The following is an 18,471-nucleotide window of genomic DNA, read 5'->3' on the forward strand; positions in this document are numbered from 1 at the left end:
ATATATTTGATTACTTCTCAATATTTCCGACATAGCAGCGCCTGTATTGTTCACAGTCTTCAAGGAATTTCAAAAATCTCAGCAAATCAGAGCATTTTTCTCTCACCAGAGACATAAAAGAGCGCTAGTCACTGCTTGCACATTCTCTACTGTTGCGGCTAAAGCGATCGCTAACGCTAAACTCAGTGTCTTAAAAAAAACTTTCATATTCCCTACGCTCTGCGACTTAGCGGTAGAGGTCGCTGTGCTAAAACTTCTTTATAAAGTTCTTCGAGCAGAGTAATATTTTTACTAAGGGTATAGCGGTCTAATACACGCTGTCTTGCTTTTTGCCCTAGTAAAGTTGTTAACTCTGGATGGTCTTGCAACACTGGCAAGAGGGTTCTTAATTGCGATCGCGCTGTTTTAGTACTAATAACTATACCTGCGCCCTTTTCCAATACTTCTCCATCTGCACCCACGTCTGTTGCTAAACAAGCCAACCCACATGACATTCCTTCTAACAGAGATAGGGACAAACCCTCTACCAATGAAGGCAAAATAAATACATCTGCGCCCCGCAAAATCTCAATGCGTCGGTCTTCATCAGCGACAAATCCCAACCAGATAATGCCGTATTCTGAACCATAAAATTGCTCTAAGGAAGACTTTAAAGGGCCGTCGCCAACAATTAGCAACTTAGTACCAGGCCCCATTGCAGACTGCTTCCAAGCCCGGAGGAGGGCTTCGACATTTTTCTCTGGCGCTATGCGACCCTGATAGATAAACAAACGTTCGGCTTTAAATTCTGTTTTGACTTGAGAAAATCCTGGAGAATACTTGGCGGTATCAACACCGTTGGGAATTACAGCAATATTCTCTTCCCTCACGCCCATCCCTGCTAATAATTCTCGCTGAATTTGGGAAAATACAATCACGCGATCGTAGTTAACTAAAAAAGGTGCGTAGAGCTGATAAGCCAAAAGCTGTGTTCCCGATATCAGCTTTGCCCCTTTACCAGCAAATGGTGTGTGAAAAGTGGCAATTAAGGGCAACCTTAGTTCCTCACAGATTTCCGGTAGAAAAAAGTCTAGAGGAGATAGCGTCAAGGAAGCATGGACTATATCTGGCTTGATTTCCCGCAGCGACTCCGTTAAAAGTTTGGTCGCTTTAAAAGTGGGAATTGTATAAACCTGGGACTTGTAAATGAAAGGGAGGGAAACCTCTCGAAGATTTGGCCAATTATCAGGTTCAGACTCTTCCTGGGCGAAGTGAAGAAAGCTAACTTGATGTCCCCTATCTAGCAAGGCATTTGTAATTTCTCGACTGTAGGTGACATTACCGCAAAAGGGTGATTTTTTTCCAATCCAGGCTATACGCATTCTTTATTTAGCTGTAAGAAAAGCGGGTTTGATCTATTACTTGTGTGTCCTTGGTGATTTTTATTTTATCTAGCTATACTTGCTGGTTTTTTTAGTTATTACAGATTTCCAACAGAATCTAGTTTAAAAAGCCTATTTTAGCTGATTAAACCAGTGGATTTATGGCTTTATTTATTCTACTTATAAGTTGTTAATTTATGATATTTAAACAACTTATTTTGACTAATGTCAGATTGATATCCCGCAAGTATGTGATAAATTTTCACTGACCATAGTTTACCATGAACAGAAAATCTTTAAGTAAATATTAATTACTTAAAAGTAATGAATAATAGCTCCTGTTAGCTGATAACTACTTGTGTGAGTTATACCAGGTTAATATGCCTCCTAAAAAGACGATCACAGCTAATCCCAAAAAAACTGCCTGTAATCCTACAAAGGTTTCTGCTACACCTGCTAATGCCAAAGGTAAGGAGAGAGCAATATTAATTACATTGTTTTGTAAACCAAAAACTTTACCACGCATTTCTGGAGGTGTTTCTGTTTGGATCGCTGTTTGCATGGGAATTCCCACTAGTGCCCCAAAGATACCTAATAGCGCCACCAGTAACAAGACTAGCCAAAGTTGGGTTGTAAATACTGACAGACCAATCAGGGATGCTGCCATGCCCATACAACCACACAGACTTAGCTGGGTGTAGGAGAAGCGTTGACCAAATTGACCCAGAAGTGTTGCTCCTGCAGCGATGCCAACACCGCCGGCTGCTAGTAAAAAGCCGAACTGGGAGGCTTTCATGTTGGGAATGATTTCCGCCATCCGAACGGCTAGAACAGTTAATGCTGCAAAAACAGAAAACAAGATAATCAGCTGAAGCAAAGCATTGCGGACGCGATGATTTGCTTTGAGGTAGGCAAAACCATCTCGCAAATCAGAGAATACGTGAGGGAATTCTGTACCGGGATCGTGGTGTTTTTCCTTAGTTGCCAGAAGGAACAAAATTAGTCCAGCGATCGCATAACTACCACCTACTAAAAGTTCTTTGCCCAAACTACCATTACCACCAATTTGCAGCCAAAGTCCATCTGCGATCGCTAACAATGGTTCCCCGACAGCAAACCCAACAATCACCGATGCCATCATCGTTGTCGTATAAAGCGAATTTGCCGAGAGTAAATCCTGTTCTTCTACTATTAAGGGAATTGCCGCCTGTTCTGCCGGTGCAAAAAACTGCGTCAGCGTGGAAACTAAAAAAGTCACACCCAGAATGATCAAAAAACCCACTGGCAGCACTCCTATGGGTTTCCAGTCATGAGTCAACCACAGCAGAAAGGGAATTGACAAAACCAAGATGCCGCGCCAAATATTCGTTGCCACCAGCACAGCCTTTTTCGACCAGCGATCGACAAACACACCAGCAACGGAACCAAACAATACGGCGGGAATCGTAAAAGCCATCATCAAGGCTGACACCCAACCACTAATACTCTGATTACTAGCCTGAAACTGAGTATTAATCAAAGCAATCATCAGCACTAAATAAACTTTATCTGCTAGTTGCGAGAAAACTTGACCACCCCAAAGAGCTAAGAAATTAGGGTTTTTTAATACAGGCAAAAACCCCTGCTGTTTGATATTTCCTGAACCAACTTCTCCACCTGAACCAGATTCATTTAATGTTGATGGTTCTTTTTCTGGGATAGTAGCTACTGGCAAACTCTGCCCGTTGCTATCTCCTTGGGCAGTGGTTAATTTGCCCTCAGCTTGTGTTTCTGATTGACTTAGAATATCAGTTTTTGGGATCTGGTCTGTCCAACTTTGATCGTTTTTAGAAACGTCTTTTGGGGACATTTCTTGTCCATTTATTTGACTAGGTGTACACTTTGAAACAGCACTCAAATGATTCCTGACTGTAGGATCTGATACCCTATTCTGTTTTTTAGCGAGGCTTGGTGACAAAGGCAGGATTTTTTTATCCAAATCAGACGGTTGCATCATGGTTAGCAGCAAAATAAGAGTCGATCAAGGTAGCAGAGCGAATAGGGCGACCTAATTGATACTGAGCATACTGGCGCAAAATCTGTTCAACAGATAACCAGTCATGATCTCTAGCACCATCAATTTGCATTATCTCTGGTTGTGACAGATGTTGAAGCAAAGCCAGTTCCATAGCACCCGGACGACTAGAAATCACAGGTATTTCTTGGCGATGCACAACAACTGTTTGGGAGCCAGGTTTTGGAGGTAATGGGATAATGGGGTGATTGGGTGATGGAGAAAAAGATGAATTTCTTTGTATCTCCCTCTCCCTCTCCCCCTCTCTTCGTAAACGTTCCCAAGCTTCTAAGCAAACCGTTCCACCCGCAGGGATGCTAAATCCTATCTGCCAGTTGGGGTCTGTAAAGTCTGGTTTTAGCAAACGCCCAGATAGGCAGCAGACTTGCACTTGCGGGGTTACTCCTGCTAAGGCTAAAAGGTGAAACACCCCATGAGCCAGATGAGCCAAAACCCCAGATGCATTTGCACTAGATAACGCCTCCAACCGATGGAGATGTTCATTGAACAACTCATAAAGTTCTTCTTGGGGTTGTTCGCTCAAAGCTTGACACAGGACTATTTCTGCTAAATACTGGCCAGCAGCCAATTTTCCCAAATCTTTAGCTAAACCAGGATAAGTTTTTAACGTCTGTGCTTGGGTAATTTTATCAAGCGATCGCCCTTTCGCAATCAATAGTTCATTCACAACAAACATACCACTCCTGCCGCCCAGGCTGGAGTTGTGCTTGCGTGCCCCTGGAGCCACTGCTCGAATCAGACCGAATTCTGGTGTCAAAATCGTCACTATTTTATCAGATTCTCCCAGCACTTGGGTTTTAAGATTAATTCCCGTTGCTTTGTAGGTTCTACTCATTAGTTATTTAGTCATTAGTCATTGGTTATTGGTCAGTACAGACGCGATTAATCGCGTCTGTACAATGGTCATTAGCTTGGGACAAATGACAAATGACAAAGGACAAATGACTATTCACCCTTTCCCAGGTTATCGCGCTGGCGGATCAAATCGATACCGCGAGATGTGCCTAATCTAGTAGCACCCGCTACGATTAAGTCTAAAGCTTGATTGATAGTGCGGATACCACCTGAGGCTTTAATTCCTACTTTTTCTTTTGCAAATTCCTGCAAAAGTCGTACATCTGCCACTGTTGCACCACCATTCCAACCTGTACTGGTTTTTAAGAATGCCGCTCCCGCTTCCATAGCTATTTCAGCAGCTATTTTTTTTTCTGCATCTGTCAACAGGTTGGTTTCCAAAATTACCTTGACAGTTTGCCCAGTCTCTTCACAAATTTCGGCAATCTCCCGGTGGACTTCTTCAGTTTTACCAGCTTTCAACCAGCCCAAGTTCATTACCACATCCAACTCAGTAGCCCCATTATCCGCCGCTTCTTGAGCCTCATAAAGTTTCACTGCTGAAGTCGTCGCACCAGCAGGAAAGCCAATCACCGTACAGACTTTTGGATTTTTACCGTGCAGGAGTTCGACTGCTTGTTTGACATAGGCGGGGTACAAGCAAACCGCCGCAAAATTGAATCTGTATGCTTCTTCACACCACTGCTCAACCTGCTCTGGAGTAGCAGTTGGCGTTAAGAGGGCGTGATCGATAAATGGCGCAATATCAATGTTTGGATAGTCTGCTGCCATCGTGTCTTCTGCCAGTGAGTGATTGATTATTAAAGTTTATAAAAAATTAAAACATTTCTTATATATATATATTAAACCATATTTATTACGAGTTTATTCTGAAAACAAGCTGCTGACTTGTCTTGGATGTCGGCTTTGTAGATATCCCAGAATTACTGTAAGTGTTTAGAGGTTGTTTTAAAAGTAGTTTGCTGTGATTTTAGACACTTATTGCTCCCCCCTAACCCCCCTTAAAAAATGGGTAACCGGAATCAAAATCCCCCAATTTATCGGGCAATTTAGGAGGAGCTAGAACGTTTTGCTACCGACAATACGACTTTTAACACATCCTCTTAAGTTGACATTAGACAGTAGTAAGTTTAGAAATATCAACAGCATTTTTCACACCATTTCCTAAAAATTCAAAAATAGTTTTCGCTAACGCCTTCGATGCCAAATATGGTACGCCATTACCAATAGTCTTAAACATATTTGTGAGCGACATATTCTCTGGAAGCACAAAATTTGCAGGCATAGATTGTATGGCTAAAGCTTCTGCCACAGATATTCGCCGGATTTTATAGGGATGTAAATGTACTTCATTATTTCCATAGCAAGCTGTTGGAGAGTAACGCCATCGATGAAGACGCTTGAAAGACTTTTTAGAATCATCTCCTTCATCAATAGCAGCAAATCTTGTGATACCTGCCCTTGGTTGAAAACAGTTCTCAGCATTGGGATGCTTCAGCACATTATTTTTTCTAAACCAGTATTCAACTGTTAATTCTTGAGGTATGCCATCAGGACAAGGAATTATGGAATTTTCTTGGAATGGTTCGCACTTACGCCAAGGATAAGCAAAAACCTTTGTTTGAGGATATAAAATGTGATTTTTCCAAGGAAAAGTCTCTTCATGTAGTAACTTTTCACTACCGACTTTTATTCCTATATCTTTGACAAAATTATTTCGGAAACCAATGAGAATAATTCTTTCTCTATCTTGGGGTACACCATATTCGATAGCATTAATTAACCGCTCTGTTAATATATAGCCTGCTTCCAGTAATTGGTGCTTGAGCGATTCAAAAAATAAACGGTGCTTTTTTGTTCTCCACAATCCCTTAACGTTCTCAAATAAAAAGAAATCTGGAAGATTGCGGCAAATTAATTCAACGCAAGAAGCGGAAAGCTTGCCATTATCTCCTAAACGTCCTCTATTTTTGCCGCCAATAGAAAAATCAGGACAGGGAGGCCCGCCAATGAAGCCCACAATATTATTAGATTTGCGGCAGTGTTGTACTAACTCCCAGAGGTGTTGTGTTTGTAAACCTTCAAAAAGTTGGGTTACATCTCCTGCTTCTCCGTCATGATACCCGTATTCTGGCAACGGTAGATTGAGAATTTGCCGTGAATAGCGGTATGCACTCATGAATGGGGAAAAAATTTCATTGACGTAAACAATCTTAAAACCGCTGGTTTCAAAACCTAAATCGAGGAAACCTGAACCAGCAAAAAAAGAGAAAATACAAGGGCGATGGCTCATTCAATAACTACTGCCGTGAAACAGTCTTAATTAATATCGGAAGATACAGGGTTTATACTTACGTACCAATCAAAAATGAACAATTTTAAGATTGCTTAAATAGTAAAAAAGCTCACATTTTATCTAAGTGTTGAATATCAAAGTTTACTCAATCTTTAAAGAAAATACCTGACAGATAAAGAGTCTGAAGTCACAATTAAATATAGGAGTTTGAAAACTCCTAATCATGTTTAAGACAAATATTTGTCATTAAATAAAAAACCGGGATACTTTGAACTAATTTTTATGCGAATTTTAATTTACTCCTACAACTACTATCCAGAGCCAATTGGTATTGCCCCACTGATGACTGAATTAGCAGAGGGACTAGTGAAGCGTGGGCATCAAGTGCGCGTAGTCACCGCTATGCCCAACTACCCTGAGCGTCAAATTTATCAGGAATATCGGGGCAAGTGGTATCTCAACGAATACAAAAATGGCGTTCAAATTCAACGCAGTTACGTTTGGATTCGTCCCCAACCCAATCTATTAGATCGGGTGTTACTAGATGCTAGTTTCGTTGTCACTAGTTTTGTACCCGCCCTCGTCGGTTGGCGTCCAGATGTTATTCTCTCAACATCGCCATCCTTGCCAAGCTGTGTACCAGTTGCTCTTTTAGGATGGTTACGTGCTTGCCCTGTGATCTTAAATTTACAAGATATATTACCAGAAGCAGCCGTCCACGTCGGTCTACTGAAAAATAAATTGCTTATAAAGTTATTTACAATATTGGAAAAATTTGCTTACCACACTGCCAGTAAAATTAGCGTCATCGCCGATGGGTTTGTGGACAATTTGCGATCTAAGGGCGTAGAAGCTGACAAAATTGTGCAAATTCCCAACTGGGTTGATGTAAATTTTATCCGCCCTTTGCCTAAAGAAAATAACCCTTTCCGGGCGGCACATAACCTGAATGGCAAATTTGTAGTACTTTATTCTGGCAACATTGCCCTAACCCAAGGCTTAGAAAGCGTTGTCAAAGCTGCTTCTGTGTTGTGCCATATCCCAAATATTGTTTTTGTCATCGTTGGAGAGGCAAACGGTTTACAGCGATTGCAACAAGAATGTTTAGACTGCGGCGCAAATAATGTTTTGCTACTGCCATTTCAACCCCGCAAATATTTGCCACAAATGTTAGCAGCTGCTGATGTTGGTTTAGTGGTGCAAAAGAAAAATGTTGTATCCTTCAATATGCCGTCAAAAATTCAAGTGCTACTTGCCAGTGGACGAGCTTTGGTTGCTTCTGTCCCCGATAATGGTACGGCAGCAAAAGCTATCAGGCAAAGTGGCGGCGGAGTTATCGTTCCTCCAGAAGATCCTCAAGCTTTAGCAATGGCAATTTTAGATTTGTACCAAAACCCCGAAAAAGTCAAAACTCTGGGTTATAAAAGTCGCAAATATGCGGTTGAATACTATGCTTTTGAACAAGCTTTAAATCAATATGAGTCGTTGTGTTACTCATTGACGGCAGAACGTGGAGCAATTCAGTCCACAAGAGTTACCAAACAAGAAGTTTAATCTATAGCAGTGAGGTTAAATTACACCTAGGAACAAAGTCGCCTAGTCCTCCTCCCAACCCGTAGAAAGTCATGCGGGTTCGTTTACCTAGCGGAAATCTGTACTCTAGCTCATCTACTTCCACCTCATTGTCATCGTCACCATCAAATCCCAAATTTGTCATTTGAGTTCCAGTCACATCTTCTAATGCTGGTGTGTTCCTTGCTTGTAAGCGCACTTCCAATTTATCTTTTCCAGTAAAACTGCTTACGAAGCTCAGACGGACGCGATCGCTCAATACTAAATTTTCATTTATTGGTTTACTGCTGTTGGCTCTCTTTTCACCAGCGAATCCAGTCACAGCAAAGATGGCCTCTGCCTCAAGCTCAACATGGGGGGAAAACTGTTGCGTTTCTAATGCGGCAACGTTGGTTTCTAATAAATTAACTTGTTTATCAAGGGTTTCTAATTCTGCCGACAATTCAGAAACAGATGTGATTTTACTTAATGCATGATTATCAGGATTATATTCACTGAAGTTCTTAGGTTTGTCGGGAATGGGTGTTGCAATAGCTGGAGTTATGCTGCTCAAAGTGCATCAGATAATTAAACTAATTAAGCGAAATTGTCGCCAATAAGTTGAAGCTAACAATGCTCTCTCCTGAAAGTTAACAATTAGAATATAGTAATTTGAACCTCAAGACGAACCGCAGAGGCGCAGAGAACACAGAGAGAATAAAGAGAGATTTTTACGAATGATTTAGGATTGTTGTAGTATGTTGCTTATGCAGAAAACTGCTGACAAAAATGGCATTTTAGGATCAGTTACACTGTTAAAGCGATCGCTGATGAAAACAGTCATATTTATTCGCCTTTAAATATTAACTGGGCGTAAATCTAAAAACTTTTATCCTCGCTGCGCTTCTGCGTGAGAAAAATCAACTTGTAAATATGCAGCACTATAATTCAATACGCTTGGGTTAAGGCTTTACTCTTTGCCAAAGTCAATTTTTTTAACGGCAGCTTTAGCAAGTCTTCCGGGGTGTACTTAGCAAAGTTCTGAATCGGCTTAAAAGCATTTTTGAGATAGGTGAGAAACACAAGCACATCACCCGGTGTCAGAGCATTTTGCAATGCCAGCCAGGAGCCATACCATAAAACAATTGCTGTTCCTAGTGGTTTGTCTCATTAAATTTGCTGGGTTCGTAGTAGGCACTGAAGTGCTTAAAAATCTAGTAGGACTTACGCAAAATATCTCTCAAACTCTGATTTCTCCGTGTACTCTGCGCCTAATAAGGTTCGTTATTCCGTAACTCTTGCGTAAGTCCTATCTAGGACTAAAGTCCTTACTACGAACTTGTTCACCCCTCAAAATTAATGAAACAGACCACTAGTGCAATCACAGCATCAACGGTTCGTTCGAGATGAGCAGCAAGGCGTTGGGTTTTTACGCTCTCCTTGAGGCTACGCTGATTTTGTTGAGAAAAAACTCGTGCAAAGGCATCTTGCAGGGAGAGGGCTTTGATCAATTTAATGGCAGCAATTGACTCAGCCGCCGTCGCCGCCACAGCCCCTTCTTGTTTCCGTTGCCTTAATGATGACTGCGATCGCAGAAATCAAAAGTAGTCCATACTGTTTGTGAATGTAAGGCCAGAAATAACGTAGTACCCCCCATAGACCGGGAATAGCTTTTTTCTGTGGCTTTGAACGTCCCATTTATCGTCTTACCTCCACTTGGAATTGAGGCGGAGTATTTAATCCAGCTATATGCAAAATCTGTTGCGCGATCGCCTCCCAAGTGTGATGTTCTATGACTGTTTTCCGCGCCGCTTGTCCCAAAGAATGGCGCAAAGTCGGCGATCGCCACAATATTTCTAATGCCTCTGCTAAGGCGATCGCATCACCTGGTGGGCAAAGAATACCATTCACCCCTGTGTCAATTAGCTCAAGCAATTGCCCAATACCACTAACAACTACAGGCAAACCAGCCGCCATATATTCATAAACTTTCAATGGTGAGAAGTAAAAATCGGATTCAGCCGGATAGGGCGCAACAGCAACATCCATTGCTGCTAATAATTCGGGAATTTCATCAGGATTCACCGCTTTGGTGAATTTAGCATGAGAGTGTAATCCTCGTGCCAATAATTCGGCTTCGAGATTTTCTCGTTCGGGGCCATCAGCGATCGCCACATTATTAGCAATTTAGACTAGTCGGGCCATTGCCCGTCCTATTCAAGCAGTCACCCATGTTGCCCAACAGGTTACAGAGGAATCTAATTTTGATTTACAAGCACCCGTAACAACTAATGACGAAGTTGGTATCTTGGCTAATTCCCTCAATCGTTTAATTTTGGAAGTTCAGCAACTCATCACAGTCCAAAATGATGCTAACGAACAGCTAGAAGTATACAGCCAGGTACTAGAAGAGAAAGTACGCGAACGAACACGGGAGTTAAATGAGAAAAATCTCAGCTTAAAGTTGGCATTAGAGGAATTGCGGTGTACTCAAGCTCAACTTGGAGAAACTGAGGAAAATAGCGATAAAAGCTAAAAAATGACTCTTGTTAGCTTGAAATAGCTTAGAATTTATCCCAACTACTTAATGAATCCCCAGTGGAGCGAACACTATTTTTACCGGAAATTCTTGCTGAAAAGCTAATGTTTAATTTATCACTACACAATAGCCATCCGCAATCAGCAGTTGCGGATGTCGAAACCTAAGCAGTCAATTATCAAACTAGCACAGGTCGGCGGAAATAAACCTACCATTTAATTACAGCCAGAAAGCCCAAAATTAAAGCCTTTTGAATGCGTGAATGCGTGAATGCGTGACTTCCGCCTTGCGGTACTAGCCCCCATAGACACCCGTTTTTTTGTTAGTATTCAAAAAAACCTATTGACACATTTTCAGATCAATTGTTTGTGATTTGTAAGTAAATGTAAACAATTGTTTCAAAAAAAAGAAAGCACCTGAGGTTTAATGACTGATTATTTCCAAGGAAATTTCCCATTACAATCTGTCCCACTGACGAAGAGCGTGGCAAAGAGCCACGCCCATACCGAAGAGGAGAGCGGAAAATTAGCTACAACGATCGCAGAAGCGGCATCAGATCGCAAAGCAGGTGAGATTATATTGCTCAAAGTAGCAGAGGTATCTTACCTAGCTGATTACTTTGTGATGATGACTGGCTATTCTAAAGTACAAGTCAGGGCGATCGCTCAAGCAATTGAAGGAAAAGTCGAAACTGAGTTGCAACGGCGTCCCATAAGGACAGAAGGAAAAGTCGAGGGGAGTTGGGTACTACAAGACTACGGTGATGTGATCGTTCACATCATGATGCCCAAAGAACGAGAGTTTTATAATTTAGAAGCGTTCTGGATTCATGCAGAGCGTATTTCCCTTCCAGAATCTGATGAGGGTGAGGGTAAGCCAACATGATTAGGTCTTCGGTTTCAAATTGCCCAGTTCCCACAGACCAACAACCGCTCAATGAGTACGAAGAGTTAAAAACTTCCTGGCTGTTTCGTGATAGCACTTTAGACTGGCGCGAGTATATCACAAAAATAGCTTGGATTTGGGGTTTATCTTGGCTGGTCGCAGGGCCTGTGGCAGCAGCGAGTTTTCCCCCTCACAAGTATATTGCACATTTTATCCTCTGTGGTGCAGCAGCAGCGAGTGTTGGAGTAGTGCTGGCACTTATAAGGTTGTACTTAGGCTGGTTCTACGTGTGCGATCGCCTTTGCAGTCCCACAGTCTTTTATGAAGAGTCAGGCTGGTACGACGGCCAAACTTGGACAAAACCACAGGAAATCCTCAACCGCGATCGCTTGATTGTCGCATACGAAATCAAACCTATTCTGCGGCGGTTACAATTTACTTTTGCTGGGTTGGCGGGAATGTACGTTATTGGTACTATAGTTTGGCATTTGTTTTAAAAAGTCATTGGTCATTAGTTATTAGCTAAGGACTAATGACTAATAACTAATGACTAATTAATTAAAAAAGGTAATAAATATAAACCCATGACAATGGGAAAACGAACTCAAGCCACAGCACTGGAAGTCCGGTTGCTGCGGGAAGGTATTATTGAATCCAGGCATATAGTCCAGGCTGTTGTATGCGACGAACGAGGACGGGTTCTAACCGTTGCCGGAAATTCTGAAACTGCTGCATTTATCCGTTCAGCGCTCAAACCATTTCAGGCACTCGCAGTCACCACCACAGGTACACTGGAACGCTATGATCTCAGCGATCGCGACTTAGCAATTATCACAAGTTCCCATAAAGGAAGAATAGATCAAGTCCGACAGGTATTTAACATTCTTTGGCGGGCTGATCTTGACCCCACTATACTCCAGTGTCCAATTCCTGAAGATAAGCACAGTCCTCTGGAATACAATTGCTCTGGTAAACATGCGGGAATGTTAGCTGTTTGTCAGCAACGCCATTGGCCCTTAAATAACTACTTGGATCGCAAGCACCCAATACAGCAGTTGATTTTGAGCAAAGTAGCAGAATTGCTGCGAATGCCAGCTGAAGAATTTATCAGCGCTCATGATGACTGTGGCGCACCAACTTATCTGATGCAACTCGGTCACATGGCATCTTTATATGCACTGTTAGCCTCTAGTACGAATCTAGATATGGAGCGCATTGTCCGGGCTATGACTCATCACCCCGCGATGGTAGCAGGAGATGGAGAATTTGATACGGAACTGATGCGCTTAACTCCAGGAGAACTGGTTAGTAAAACTGGTGCCGAAGGAGTGCAGTGCATTGGTAGACTCGGTGAAGGCTTGGGATTGGCAATCAAAGTTATGGATGGGGCAAAACGAGCAAAATACGCCGTGGCTATTCACTTACTCCAGCAAATGGGTTGGATTAGTCCCAGCGCCGCCGAAAGCCTCTCGGAAAAGTTTGTCACCTTGGGAAAATACAAGCGTTTAGAAGTAATTGGAGAATTATCGTTTTTGTAGTTGCCAAACTCTTGACTATAGGTTATGATAAAAAAGTCAAGAGCGACGCGGGATAGAGCAGCCTGGTAGCTCGTCGGGCTCATAACCCGAAGGTCAGTGGTTCAAATCCACTTCCCGCCACCAAATAAAAGATAAAATAAAAACCCTACAATCGGTGAAGATTGCAGGGTTTTTGTTTTATTTTGATCTATTCTGGAAGAAATAGCCATCTTAAAAGGCGCAAAGAATCATGGTTGTGAAGTTGCAGCGACCAATTTTAGTGGGAGGATTGGGACTGTCCTTTTCTCTGTGGATGTTGGACAGTTGGCACGATTCTATAGTGCAGGTGGGTGAGTTTGGTTTATTGAGTGCCTTAGCTGTAGGCGGTGGTTTGTGGTTATTCCAAAAAAATCGCCCGAAAGACAGTTTAAAGCAGCTAGATGGTATGGTGGTGGATCGGACGACTGTAGAAAGTGCGATTTCTATTGCTGAAACTGTAATAAACCAACTGGCACAAGAAGCAGAAAACCACACAGCATTAGAGACACTGCGAGAACAAGTTGCCCAATTGTTGTTGGAGTTAGACAGACAAGAAATTAAAGTTGCTGTGACTGGCGGTAAATCCGTAGGTAAAAGCACTTTAATTAAAGTGCTAAAGGAAAATGTCGAGACACGAAATTTGGTGTCTCTAGAAGAAACAGCACCTTTATTTAGAGAAGCGGCTGACAATTCAGATGCAGCTGTTTTAGCAGAAGTGGCAAAATCTGATTTTGTTCTGTTCCTGACAAACGGTGATTTGACAGACTCAGAATTTCAAGCTTTACAGCAGCTAAAAGCAGCAAATCAGCCCACAATCCTGGTTTTGAACAAACAAGACCAGTATTTAGCCGATGAAAGCGCCAGCGTTTTGCTGTCATTAAAACAGCGAATGCAGGGAAATGTAGTTGCAACTGCGGCCTCTCCCATTCCCATCAAAGTCCGAAAGCATGAGACTGATGGTTCTGTGCAAGAGTGGATGGAACAACCAGCGCCAAATATCCAGCAGTTGACGCAGCAGTTGGATGAAGTTTTGGTACAGCAGGGACAACGGCTAGTTTGGGTAACAACCATGAGAAAAGCCGGGTTGTTGAAAGCTGAGGCGAAAAACTGGTTGAATGGAACTAGACGCGATCGCGCTACCCCAATTATTGAACAATATCAATGGATCGCTGCTGCTGCTGCCTTTGCTAACCCAGTCCCAGCCCTTGATATCCTAGCAACTGCGGCAATTAATGCTCAGATGGTAATGGATTTGGGTAATATTTATCAGCAAAAATTTTCCTTGGAACAGGCGCAAACCGTAGCTGGAACAATGGGAAGTTTGATGCTGAAACTGGGTTTAGTTGAACTTTCTACAAAGGCTATTAGTACTGTTCTAAAAAGTAATGCCGTTACCTTTGTTGCTGGTGGCGTAGTGCAAGGAGTAAGTGCAGCTTATCTGACCAGGGTAGCAGGGTTAAGTCTAGTTGAGTATTTCCAACAGCAGGAAATAGCGATAGATTCTAGGACTGGTTTAAATTTGGAGAATTTGCGGCAAACTTTGCAAAAGGTATTTGGGCAAAATCAGCAGATTGGTTTTTTGCAGGGGTTTGTTAAGCAAAGCGTGAAACGTTTGTTGCCAGAGGTGCAGCAGGTTGAATTAGTTGGTGTTGAGAAATTTGTGGGTTAAGTTTACTCAGAGGCGCAGAGTTTTTCTTTGCGCCTTTATATTAGGCTGAAAAATATGGTAATCGTTGCGACTACTGTTTTGAGGATAGGTAAATCATGAAAACGCCTTATCTTCCAAACCCAGAAGGTGTTTTTAACAAAGATTTGTTAGAAACTATTGACATAAATGAGCTTCAAAACCTAGTTATTCAAACTAGACACAGGTTGGAAGAACGTATTAGTTCTCAATCTCCAGCTACTTTAATGTTTGTAGAAATAACTCATTTGGCAGCTGAAGCTGAAGCGACTAATGAATTATCAATAAAATCTCATAAATTCCAAGAAGCAAGTAATCGAGCTTTCAAACTTGCACAAGAGTATCAGGAAAATAACCTAAATACAGTTTTTGAATTATTAAAAAATTATTCATATTTATTACAAATAAATAAAAAGTTTTCTCTGGCATTATATTACTTAAATTTAGTCAATGAAGCTAAAACTAACAACAACAAACCAACACAATGCAAAAACTATACTGAAGCCTTAAAATTAAGGATGGATGTGTGGCGAAGTAGAGAGTAAACAGTGGATATATCCATCTACGGTAATTATCTGGTATTGTCTAAAGTCTAATGTAGCTTGGGGAGCAATAACACCAAAACGTCCTAGTACTGAGTGGTTTATTTATCCTGATAGGTATGGCATCATCAAAGATCAGCGTAAAAGTTATCTATCAGGTAAAACTTATTACATTTATCCATCTTATTGTGTGCCAGTTGAAAGAATAATCAGTAAAGACCAAGTTGTTGAATATATTAAACAATTATGCGACCTTTAATTTAGAATGCGCGATCGCCCTTGTATTTTCTGCTTTTTTGCTGATTAAGCTTTCCTAGATTTAGGTTTTTAAACCAGCGATTTTAACATTGTTTGTGTCAAAGACATTTTCTCACAATTTATGCCAGCATATTGTCATTGACGCGGGTATTCACTTTTGACTTTTTACTTGCCTAGTGTTATAGGTAAACCTAAAATTTACCCAAGCCGGAAGTAGGCTTGGGTGTATCTAACAATTATTGTGATTGGGAGTTAGCAAAAAATTGTGAATAAGGGTAGTTAGCTAAACAGCACCACTGTTTCTATTAAACAGAATAGCTATAGTTTTGAAAATTAGCTTTAAATCGTACACCAAACTCCAATTTTTTTGATACTGCAAATCCAGGCGAATTACATCTTCAAAACTACGGACTGTAGACCGTCCATTAACTTGCCATTCGCCAGTCATACCGGGCTTAACATCTAAACGTTGCCACTCCGGTACTTCGTAGCGTTCCACTTCATCAGGTGTCGGTGGTCGAGTGCCTACTAAACTCATCTCTCCTTTGAGGACGTTCCAAAATTGGGGTAATTCATCAAGACTAGTTCGCCGTAAAAAGCGCCCTATTTTGGTAATTCTGGGGTCATTCTCATTCTTGAAAAAAGCACCTTGCACTTGGTTTTTAACTTGGGATTTCTTCGCTTCCGCATCCACACACATAGAGCGGAATTTCCAAATTTTAAACCGTTTCCCCATCCAACCACAACGGATTTGACTAAAGAAAATGGGCCCGGGATCATTAATTTGAATAGCGATCGCAATCGGAATAAATAAAATTCCTGTAATTAATAAACCGATCACTGACCCTACAATATCTAACAACCGTTTCATCCAAGATGCCACAGAAGGGTGAGTAGTGGGTAACTGCTCTACTTTGCGGGAAGTTGTCTTCCGATTATCTACTAAGTCTTCCTGTTTTATTAGCGGCGCATCATCTACAAGCTCTAAGGGAAAAACCTGATCCAATCCCGTGAGTTTTAGGACTGCCATTATTTGAGGTGTTACATTCCGCAGTGTTAATGTAATCCCTTGAGTCTGGGCGTATTTAAAATTACTAACCAGGGCACCTAAACCACTACTATCCATAAAAATAGTTTGATGAAAGTCAATGATGATTTGCTTAGGATGTGAATTGGGCTGGATTAAGCTTTGGCAGGTTTGCTTAAAGCCTAAGGCCTCCAGCACGCTCAACCGCTTAGGCACCTGCACTATAGCCGTGTCGTTTAGGGAATTAACTGGAAAATCGACCTCTGTCGGTTGGCTAGTCATGAAGCTCTGCACTTTCGTTGCCATGTATAATGTAATCTGCCAAACATTATTTTGTCCTACAAAATTACCTAACCTAATATTGGAATCAGTAGTATAAGGACTAATTGCGATTTACCGGGGCTGAGATTGGAGATCGCTAGCGACGATTCACAATAGAACAAGAAGCCAAAAAACATCCTTGCTGTTGTGCCGACGCAGCGCGATCGCGTTGCTCTCATCAAATGATTGCTAAAAATACGGTTACACCTAGCGCACGCCTGATTGAAATCTTTTCTGCCATTCAAGGGGAAGGACTAAATGTAGGGATGCGTCAGATATTTATTCGTTTTGCTTTGTGTGATTTGCGCTGTCATTTTTGTGATAGCGCCCACACTTGGAATGCACCTGCTAGTTGTCGGATAGAGCGATCGCCTGGATTGCGCGACTTTGAAATCCACTCTAACCCTGTCTCTCTACCCATACTAATCGAATGGGTGGAACGACAAAATCTACCTTCTCTACACGATAGCATTAGCTTAACTGGAGGCGAACCACTTCTTCATGCCCCATTTTTAACCCAGTTTCTACCCGAAGTGCGAGCCATAACTGGTCTACCTATATACTTAGAAACTGGCGGACATCGCCCAGAACAGCTGGCAATGATTCTCCCTTATTTAGACTCTGTAGGTATGGATTTCAAATTGCCCAGTGTTAGCGGCGAAAGTCATTGGCAAGAACATGCTAAATTTCTCCAATTATGTCATGACTCATATTTAAATGTTTTTGTCAAGATAATTGTGTCTCAAAACACAGATCCAGCCGAGTTGGAACGTTCAGTTTTGCTAGTGGCAGAGGTTAGTCCAGATATTTCAGTATTTTTACAACCTGTTACGCCTTTGCCAGTATCTGAACAATTCTCCCCAATACCTGTGCTTGCCCCTACGGCTGATCAAGTTTTGATGTGGCAAGCTTTGATGAAAGGCTTTCTCAAGCATGTGCGTGTGATCCCTCAGACGCATAAAATGCTGAACCAACTGTAAAAATGTCTGTAAAATTTGAGTTTGATAAAGATGTAGTCAAGGAAAAACCAAGATTTTATGAAATGTTAATGTCAACCTGATTTATTATTATATTCGGTGCAACAAAGCCGAGCGCGTTGTCCCATAGATTAATATTCCGAAAATTTCCTTGTTATCTATGGACTTTCACCATCATGTTGACTTGCTTGGATATTTCACCTCTTTTTCTTGCACAGACCTCTTCATCTAGCTCGGATAACACAATCACATTAATATTTGTTGCTCTGTTTCTAGGTCTGTTTGTTTGGAGTCTTGCTTGGGTTTACAGTGATGCTGAACGTCGTGGTAAGTCTGGTTGTCTTGTTGTTCTGATAATTTTATTTTTCGGTTGGCCAATAAGTCTTCTTTTTTGGCTTGTCTTCAGACCTGGATGAAGATTAAGCGATTAAGCTACTGGGATAGTGCGTCTAGTAGCGAAACTTAAGTCGGGTGTTCATGTTGAAGCAATTACAAAGGGTTTGTACCCAACGCCTAATGAAGGCAGTGCTGTTTCAGGTAGGTTT

At 41.6% G+C, this 18,471-nt stretch carries 19 protein-coding genes and 1 tRNA gene; 10 read left to right on the forward strand and 10 right to left on the reverse strand.

The features are described 5' to 3' along the window. Positions 1–212 precede the first annotated feature (212 nt). From LC653_RS33450 to LC653_RS33470, 5 genes are all read right to left on the reverse strand, one after another. Positions 213–1,361, reverse strand: a complete 1,149-nt coding sequence (locus LC653_RS33450; RefSeq protein ID WP_229499012.1) for a glycosyltransferase family 4 protein — start codon at positions 1,359–1,361, stop codon at positions 213–215. A gap of 352 nt (positions 1,362–1,713) precedes the next feature. Beyond that, complete coding sequence (locus LC653_RS33455; RefSeq protein WP_229499075.1) at positions 1,714–3,354, reverse strand: MFS transporter; 1,641 nt, start codon at positions 3,352–3,354, stop codon at positions 1,714–1,716. Further along, positions 3,341–4,270 (reverse strand): DNA repair protein RecO, encoded by a 930-nt coding sequence (gene recO, locus LC653_RS33460; RefSeq protein ID WP_229499014.1) that lies wholly within the window; start codon positions 4,268–4,270, stop codon positions 3,341–3,343. Before recO ends, LC653_RS33455 begins: the two co-directional genes overlap by 14 nt. 110 nt (positions 4,271–4,380) lie before the next feature. Further along, positions 4,381–5,061, reverse strand: coding sequence for a deoxyribose-phosphate aldolase (gene deoC / locus LC653_RS33465; protein ID WP_100901265.1), 681 nt, complete (start codon positions 5,059–5,061; stop codon positions 4,381–4,383). Positions 5,062–5,404: 343 nt separating this feature from the next. Further along, entirely contained in the window at positions 5,405–6,583 is a 1,179-nt protein-coding gene (locus tag LC653_RS33470; RefSeq protein WP_229499016.1) for a DNA cytosine methyltransferase, read from the reverse strand. Between the two features lie 285 nt (positions 6,584–6,868). Between LC653_RS33470 and LC653_RS33475 the strand changes: the two genes are divergently transcribed. Then, entirely contained in the window at positions 6,869–8,140 is a 1,272-nt protein-coding gene (locus LC653_RS33475) for a glycosyltransferase family 4 protein (RefSeq protein WP_229499018.1), read from the forward strand. Between the two features lies 1 nt (position 8,141). Here the strand turns inward: LC653_RS33475 and LC653_RS33480 are convergent, their stop codons facing one another. The 4 genes from LC653_RS33480 to LC653_RS33495 form a co-directional block, all read right to left on the reverse strand. After that, entirely contained in the window at positions 8,142–8,711 is a 570-nt protein-coding gene (locus tag LC653_RS33480; protein WP_229499020.1) for an iron uptake porin, read from the reverse strand. Positions 8,712–9,480: 769 nt separating this feature from the next. Then, complete coding sequence (locus tag LC653_RS33485; RefSeq protein ID WP_229499022.1) at positions 9,481–9,687, reverse strand: hypothetical protein; 207 nt, start codon at positions 9,685–9,687, stop codon at positions 9,481–9,483. Beyond that, positions 9,668–9,835 (reverse strand): hypothetical protein, encoded by a 168-nt coding sequence (locus LC653_RS33490; protein ID WP_229499024.1) that lies wholly within the window; start codon positions 9,833–9,835, stop codon positions 9,668–9,670. Before LC653_RS33490 ends, LC653_RS33485 begins: the two co-directional genes overlap by 20 nt. Then, positions 9,836–10,312 (reverse strand): glycosyltransferase, encoded by a 477-nt coding sequence (locus LC653_RS33495; RefSeq protein ID WP_229499026.1) that lies wholly within the window; start codon positions 10,310–10,312, stop codon positions 9,836–9,838. A gap of 28 nt (positions 10,313–10,340) precedes the next feature. Here LC653_RS33495 and LC653_RS33505 point away from each other — a divergent pair, with 28 nt between their 5' ends. The 8 genes from LC653_RS33505 to LC653_RS33540 all read left to right on the forward strand — a co-directional run bounded on the left by LC653_RS33505 (position 10,341) and on the right by LC653_RS33540 (position 15,602). Then, positions 10,341–10,673, forward strand: a complete 333-nt coding sequence (locus LC653_RS33505) for a HAMP domain-containing protein (protein ID WP_308189182.1) — start codon at positions 10,341–10,343, stop codon at positions 10,671–10,673. A gap of 429 nt (positions 10,674–11,102) precedes the next feature. After that, a complete protein-coding gene (gene rsfS, locus LC653_RS33510; RefSeq protein ID WP_229499030.1) occupies positions 11,103–11,561 on the forward strand; it encodes a ribosome silencing factor in 459 nt (152 codons plus the stop codon). Continuing rightward, the gene (locus LC653_RS33515) at positions 11,558–12,058 is read left to right on the forward strand and encodes a CGLD27 family protein (RefSeq protein WP_229499032.1); all 501 of its coding nucleotides are present in this window, start codon (positions 11,558–11,560) and stop codon (positions 12,056–12,058) included. Before rsfS ends, LC653_RS33515 begins: the two co-directional genes overlap by 4 nt. A gap of 87 nt (positions 12,059–12,145) precedes the next feature. Next, entirely contained in the window at positions 12,146–13,099 is a 954-nt protein-coding gene (locus LC653_RS33520) for an asparaginase (RefSeq protein WP_229499034.1), read from the forward strand. Between the two features lie 46 nt (positions 13,100–13,145). After that, positions 13,146–13,222 (forward strand) — tRNA-Met (locus LC653_RS33525). Between the two features lie 106 nt (positions 13,223–13,328). Continuing rightward, positions 13,329–14,786: a YcjF family protein gene (locus LC653_RS33530; RefSeq protein ID WP_229499036.1), complete on the forward strand. Its 1,458-nt coding sequence runs from the start codon at positions 13,329–13,331 to the stop codon at positions 14,784–14,786. A 95-nt stretch (positions 14,787–14,881) separates the two neighbouring features. Beyond that, positions 14,882–15,346: a hypothetical protein gene (locus LC653_RS33535; protein ID WP_229499038.1), complete on the forward strand. Its 465-nt coding sequence runs from the start codon at positions 14,882–14,884 to the stop codon at positions 15,344–15,346. Continuing rightward, complete coding sequence (locus tag LC653_RS33540) at positions 15,324–15,602, forward strand: hypothetical protein (protein ID WP_229499040.1); 279 nt, start codon at positions 15,324–15,326, stop codon at positions 15,600–15,602. The genes LC653_RS33535 and LC653_RS33540 overlap by 23 nt, the downstream gene beginning before the upstream one ends. A 282-nt stretch (positions 15,603–15,884) precedes the next feature. On the opposite strand, the gene LC653_RS33545 is transcribed toward LC653_RS33540, so the two are convergent. Next, positions 15,885–16,934, reverse strand: a complete 1,050-nt coding sequence (locus LC653_RS33545; RefSeq protein ID WP_229499042.1) for a sugar transferase — start codon at positions 16,932–16,934, stop codon at positions 15,885–15,887. Between the two features lie 197 nt (positions 16,935–17,131). Between LC653_RS33545 and LC653_RS33550 the strand changes: the two genes are divergently transcribed. Next, positions 17,132–17,929, forward strand: coding sequence for a 7-carboxy-7-deazaguanine synthase QueE (locus LC653_RS33550; RefSeq protein WP_229499044.1), 798 nt, complete (start codon positions 17,132–17,134; stop codon positions 17,927–17,929). The last annotated feature ends 542 nt before the right edge of the window (positions 17,930–18,471 follow it).

It is taken from the genome of Nostoc mirabile CHAB5784, from assembly GCF_020829645.1.
Classification (GTDB): Bacteria; Cyanobacteriota; Cyanobacteriia; order Cyanobacteriales; family Nostocaceae; genus Nostoc; species Nostoc mirabile.

Excerpts from the sequence above, each read along its gene's own strand:
- LC653_RS33540 (WP_229499040.1), top strand. The coding sequence starts at position 15,324 with ATGTGTGGCGAAGTAGAGAGTAAACAGTGGATATATCCATCTACGGTA.
- LC653_RS33535 (WP_229499038.1), top strand. The coding sequence starts at position 14,882 with ATGAAAACGCCTTATCTTCCAAACCCAGAAGGTGTTTTTAACAAAGAT.
- LC653_RS33470 (WP_229499016.1), bottom strand. The coding sequence starts at position 6,583 with ATGAGCCATCGCCCTTGTATTTTCTCTTTTTTTGCTGGTTCAGGTTTC.
- deoC (WP_100901265.1), bottom strand. The coding sequence starts at position 5,061 with ATGGCAGCAGACTATCCAAACATTGATATTGCGCCATTTATCGATCAC.
- recO (WP_229499014.1), bottom strand. The coding sequence starts at position 4,270 with ATGAGTAGAACCTACAAAGCAACGGGAATTAATCTTAAAACCCAAGTG.
- LC653_RS33545 (WP_229499042.1), bottom strand. The coding sequence starts at position 16,934 with ATGGCAACGAAAGTGCAGAGCTTCATGACTAGCCAACCGACAGAGGTC.
- LC653_RS33515 (WP_229499032.1), top strand. The coding sequence starts at position 11,558 with ATGATTAGGTCTTCGGTTTCAAATTGCCCAGTTCCCACAGACCAACAA.
- LC653_RS33450 (WP_229499012.1), bottom strand. The coding sequence starts at position 1,361 with ATGCGTATAGCCTGGATTGGAAAAAAATCACCCTTTTGCGGTAATGTC.
- LC653_RS33530 (WP_229499036.1), top strand. The coding sequence starts at position 13,329 with ATGGTTGTGAAGTTGCAGCGACCAATTTTAGTGGGAGGATTGGGACTG.
- rsfS (WP_229499030.1), top strand. The coding sequence starts at position 11,103 with ATGACTGATTATTTCCAAGGAAATTTCCCATTACAATCTGTCCCACTG.
- LC653_RS33520 (WP_229499034.1), top strand. The coding sequence starts at position 12,146 with ATGACAATGGGAAAACGAACTCAAGCCACAGCACTGGAAGTCCGGTTG.
- LC653_RS33475 (WP_229499018.1), top strand. The coding sequence starts at position 6,869 with ATGCGAATTTTAATTTACTCCTACAACTACTATCCAGAGCCAATTGGT.
- LC653_RS33455 (WP_229499075.1), bottom strand. The coding sequence starts at position 3,354 with ATGCAACCGTCTGATTTGGATAAAAAAATCCTGCCTTTGTCACCAAGC.
- LC653_RS33550 (WP_229499044.1), top strand. The coding sequence starts at position 17,132 with ATGATTGCTAAAAATACGGTTACACCTAGCGCACGCCTGATTGAAATC.
- LC653_RS33490 (WP_229499024.1), bottom strand. The coding sequence starts at position 9,835 with ATGGGACGTTCAAAGCCACAGAAAAAAGCTATTCCCGGTCTATGGGGG.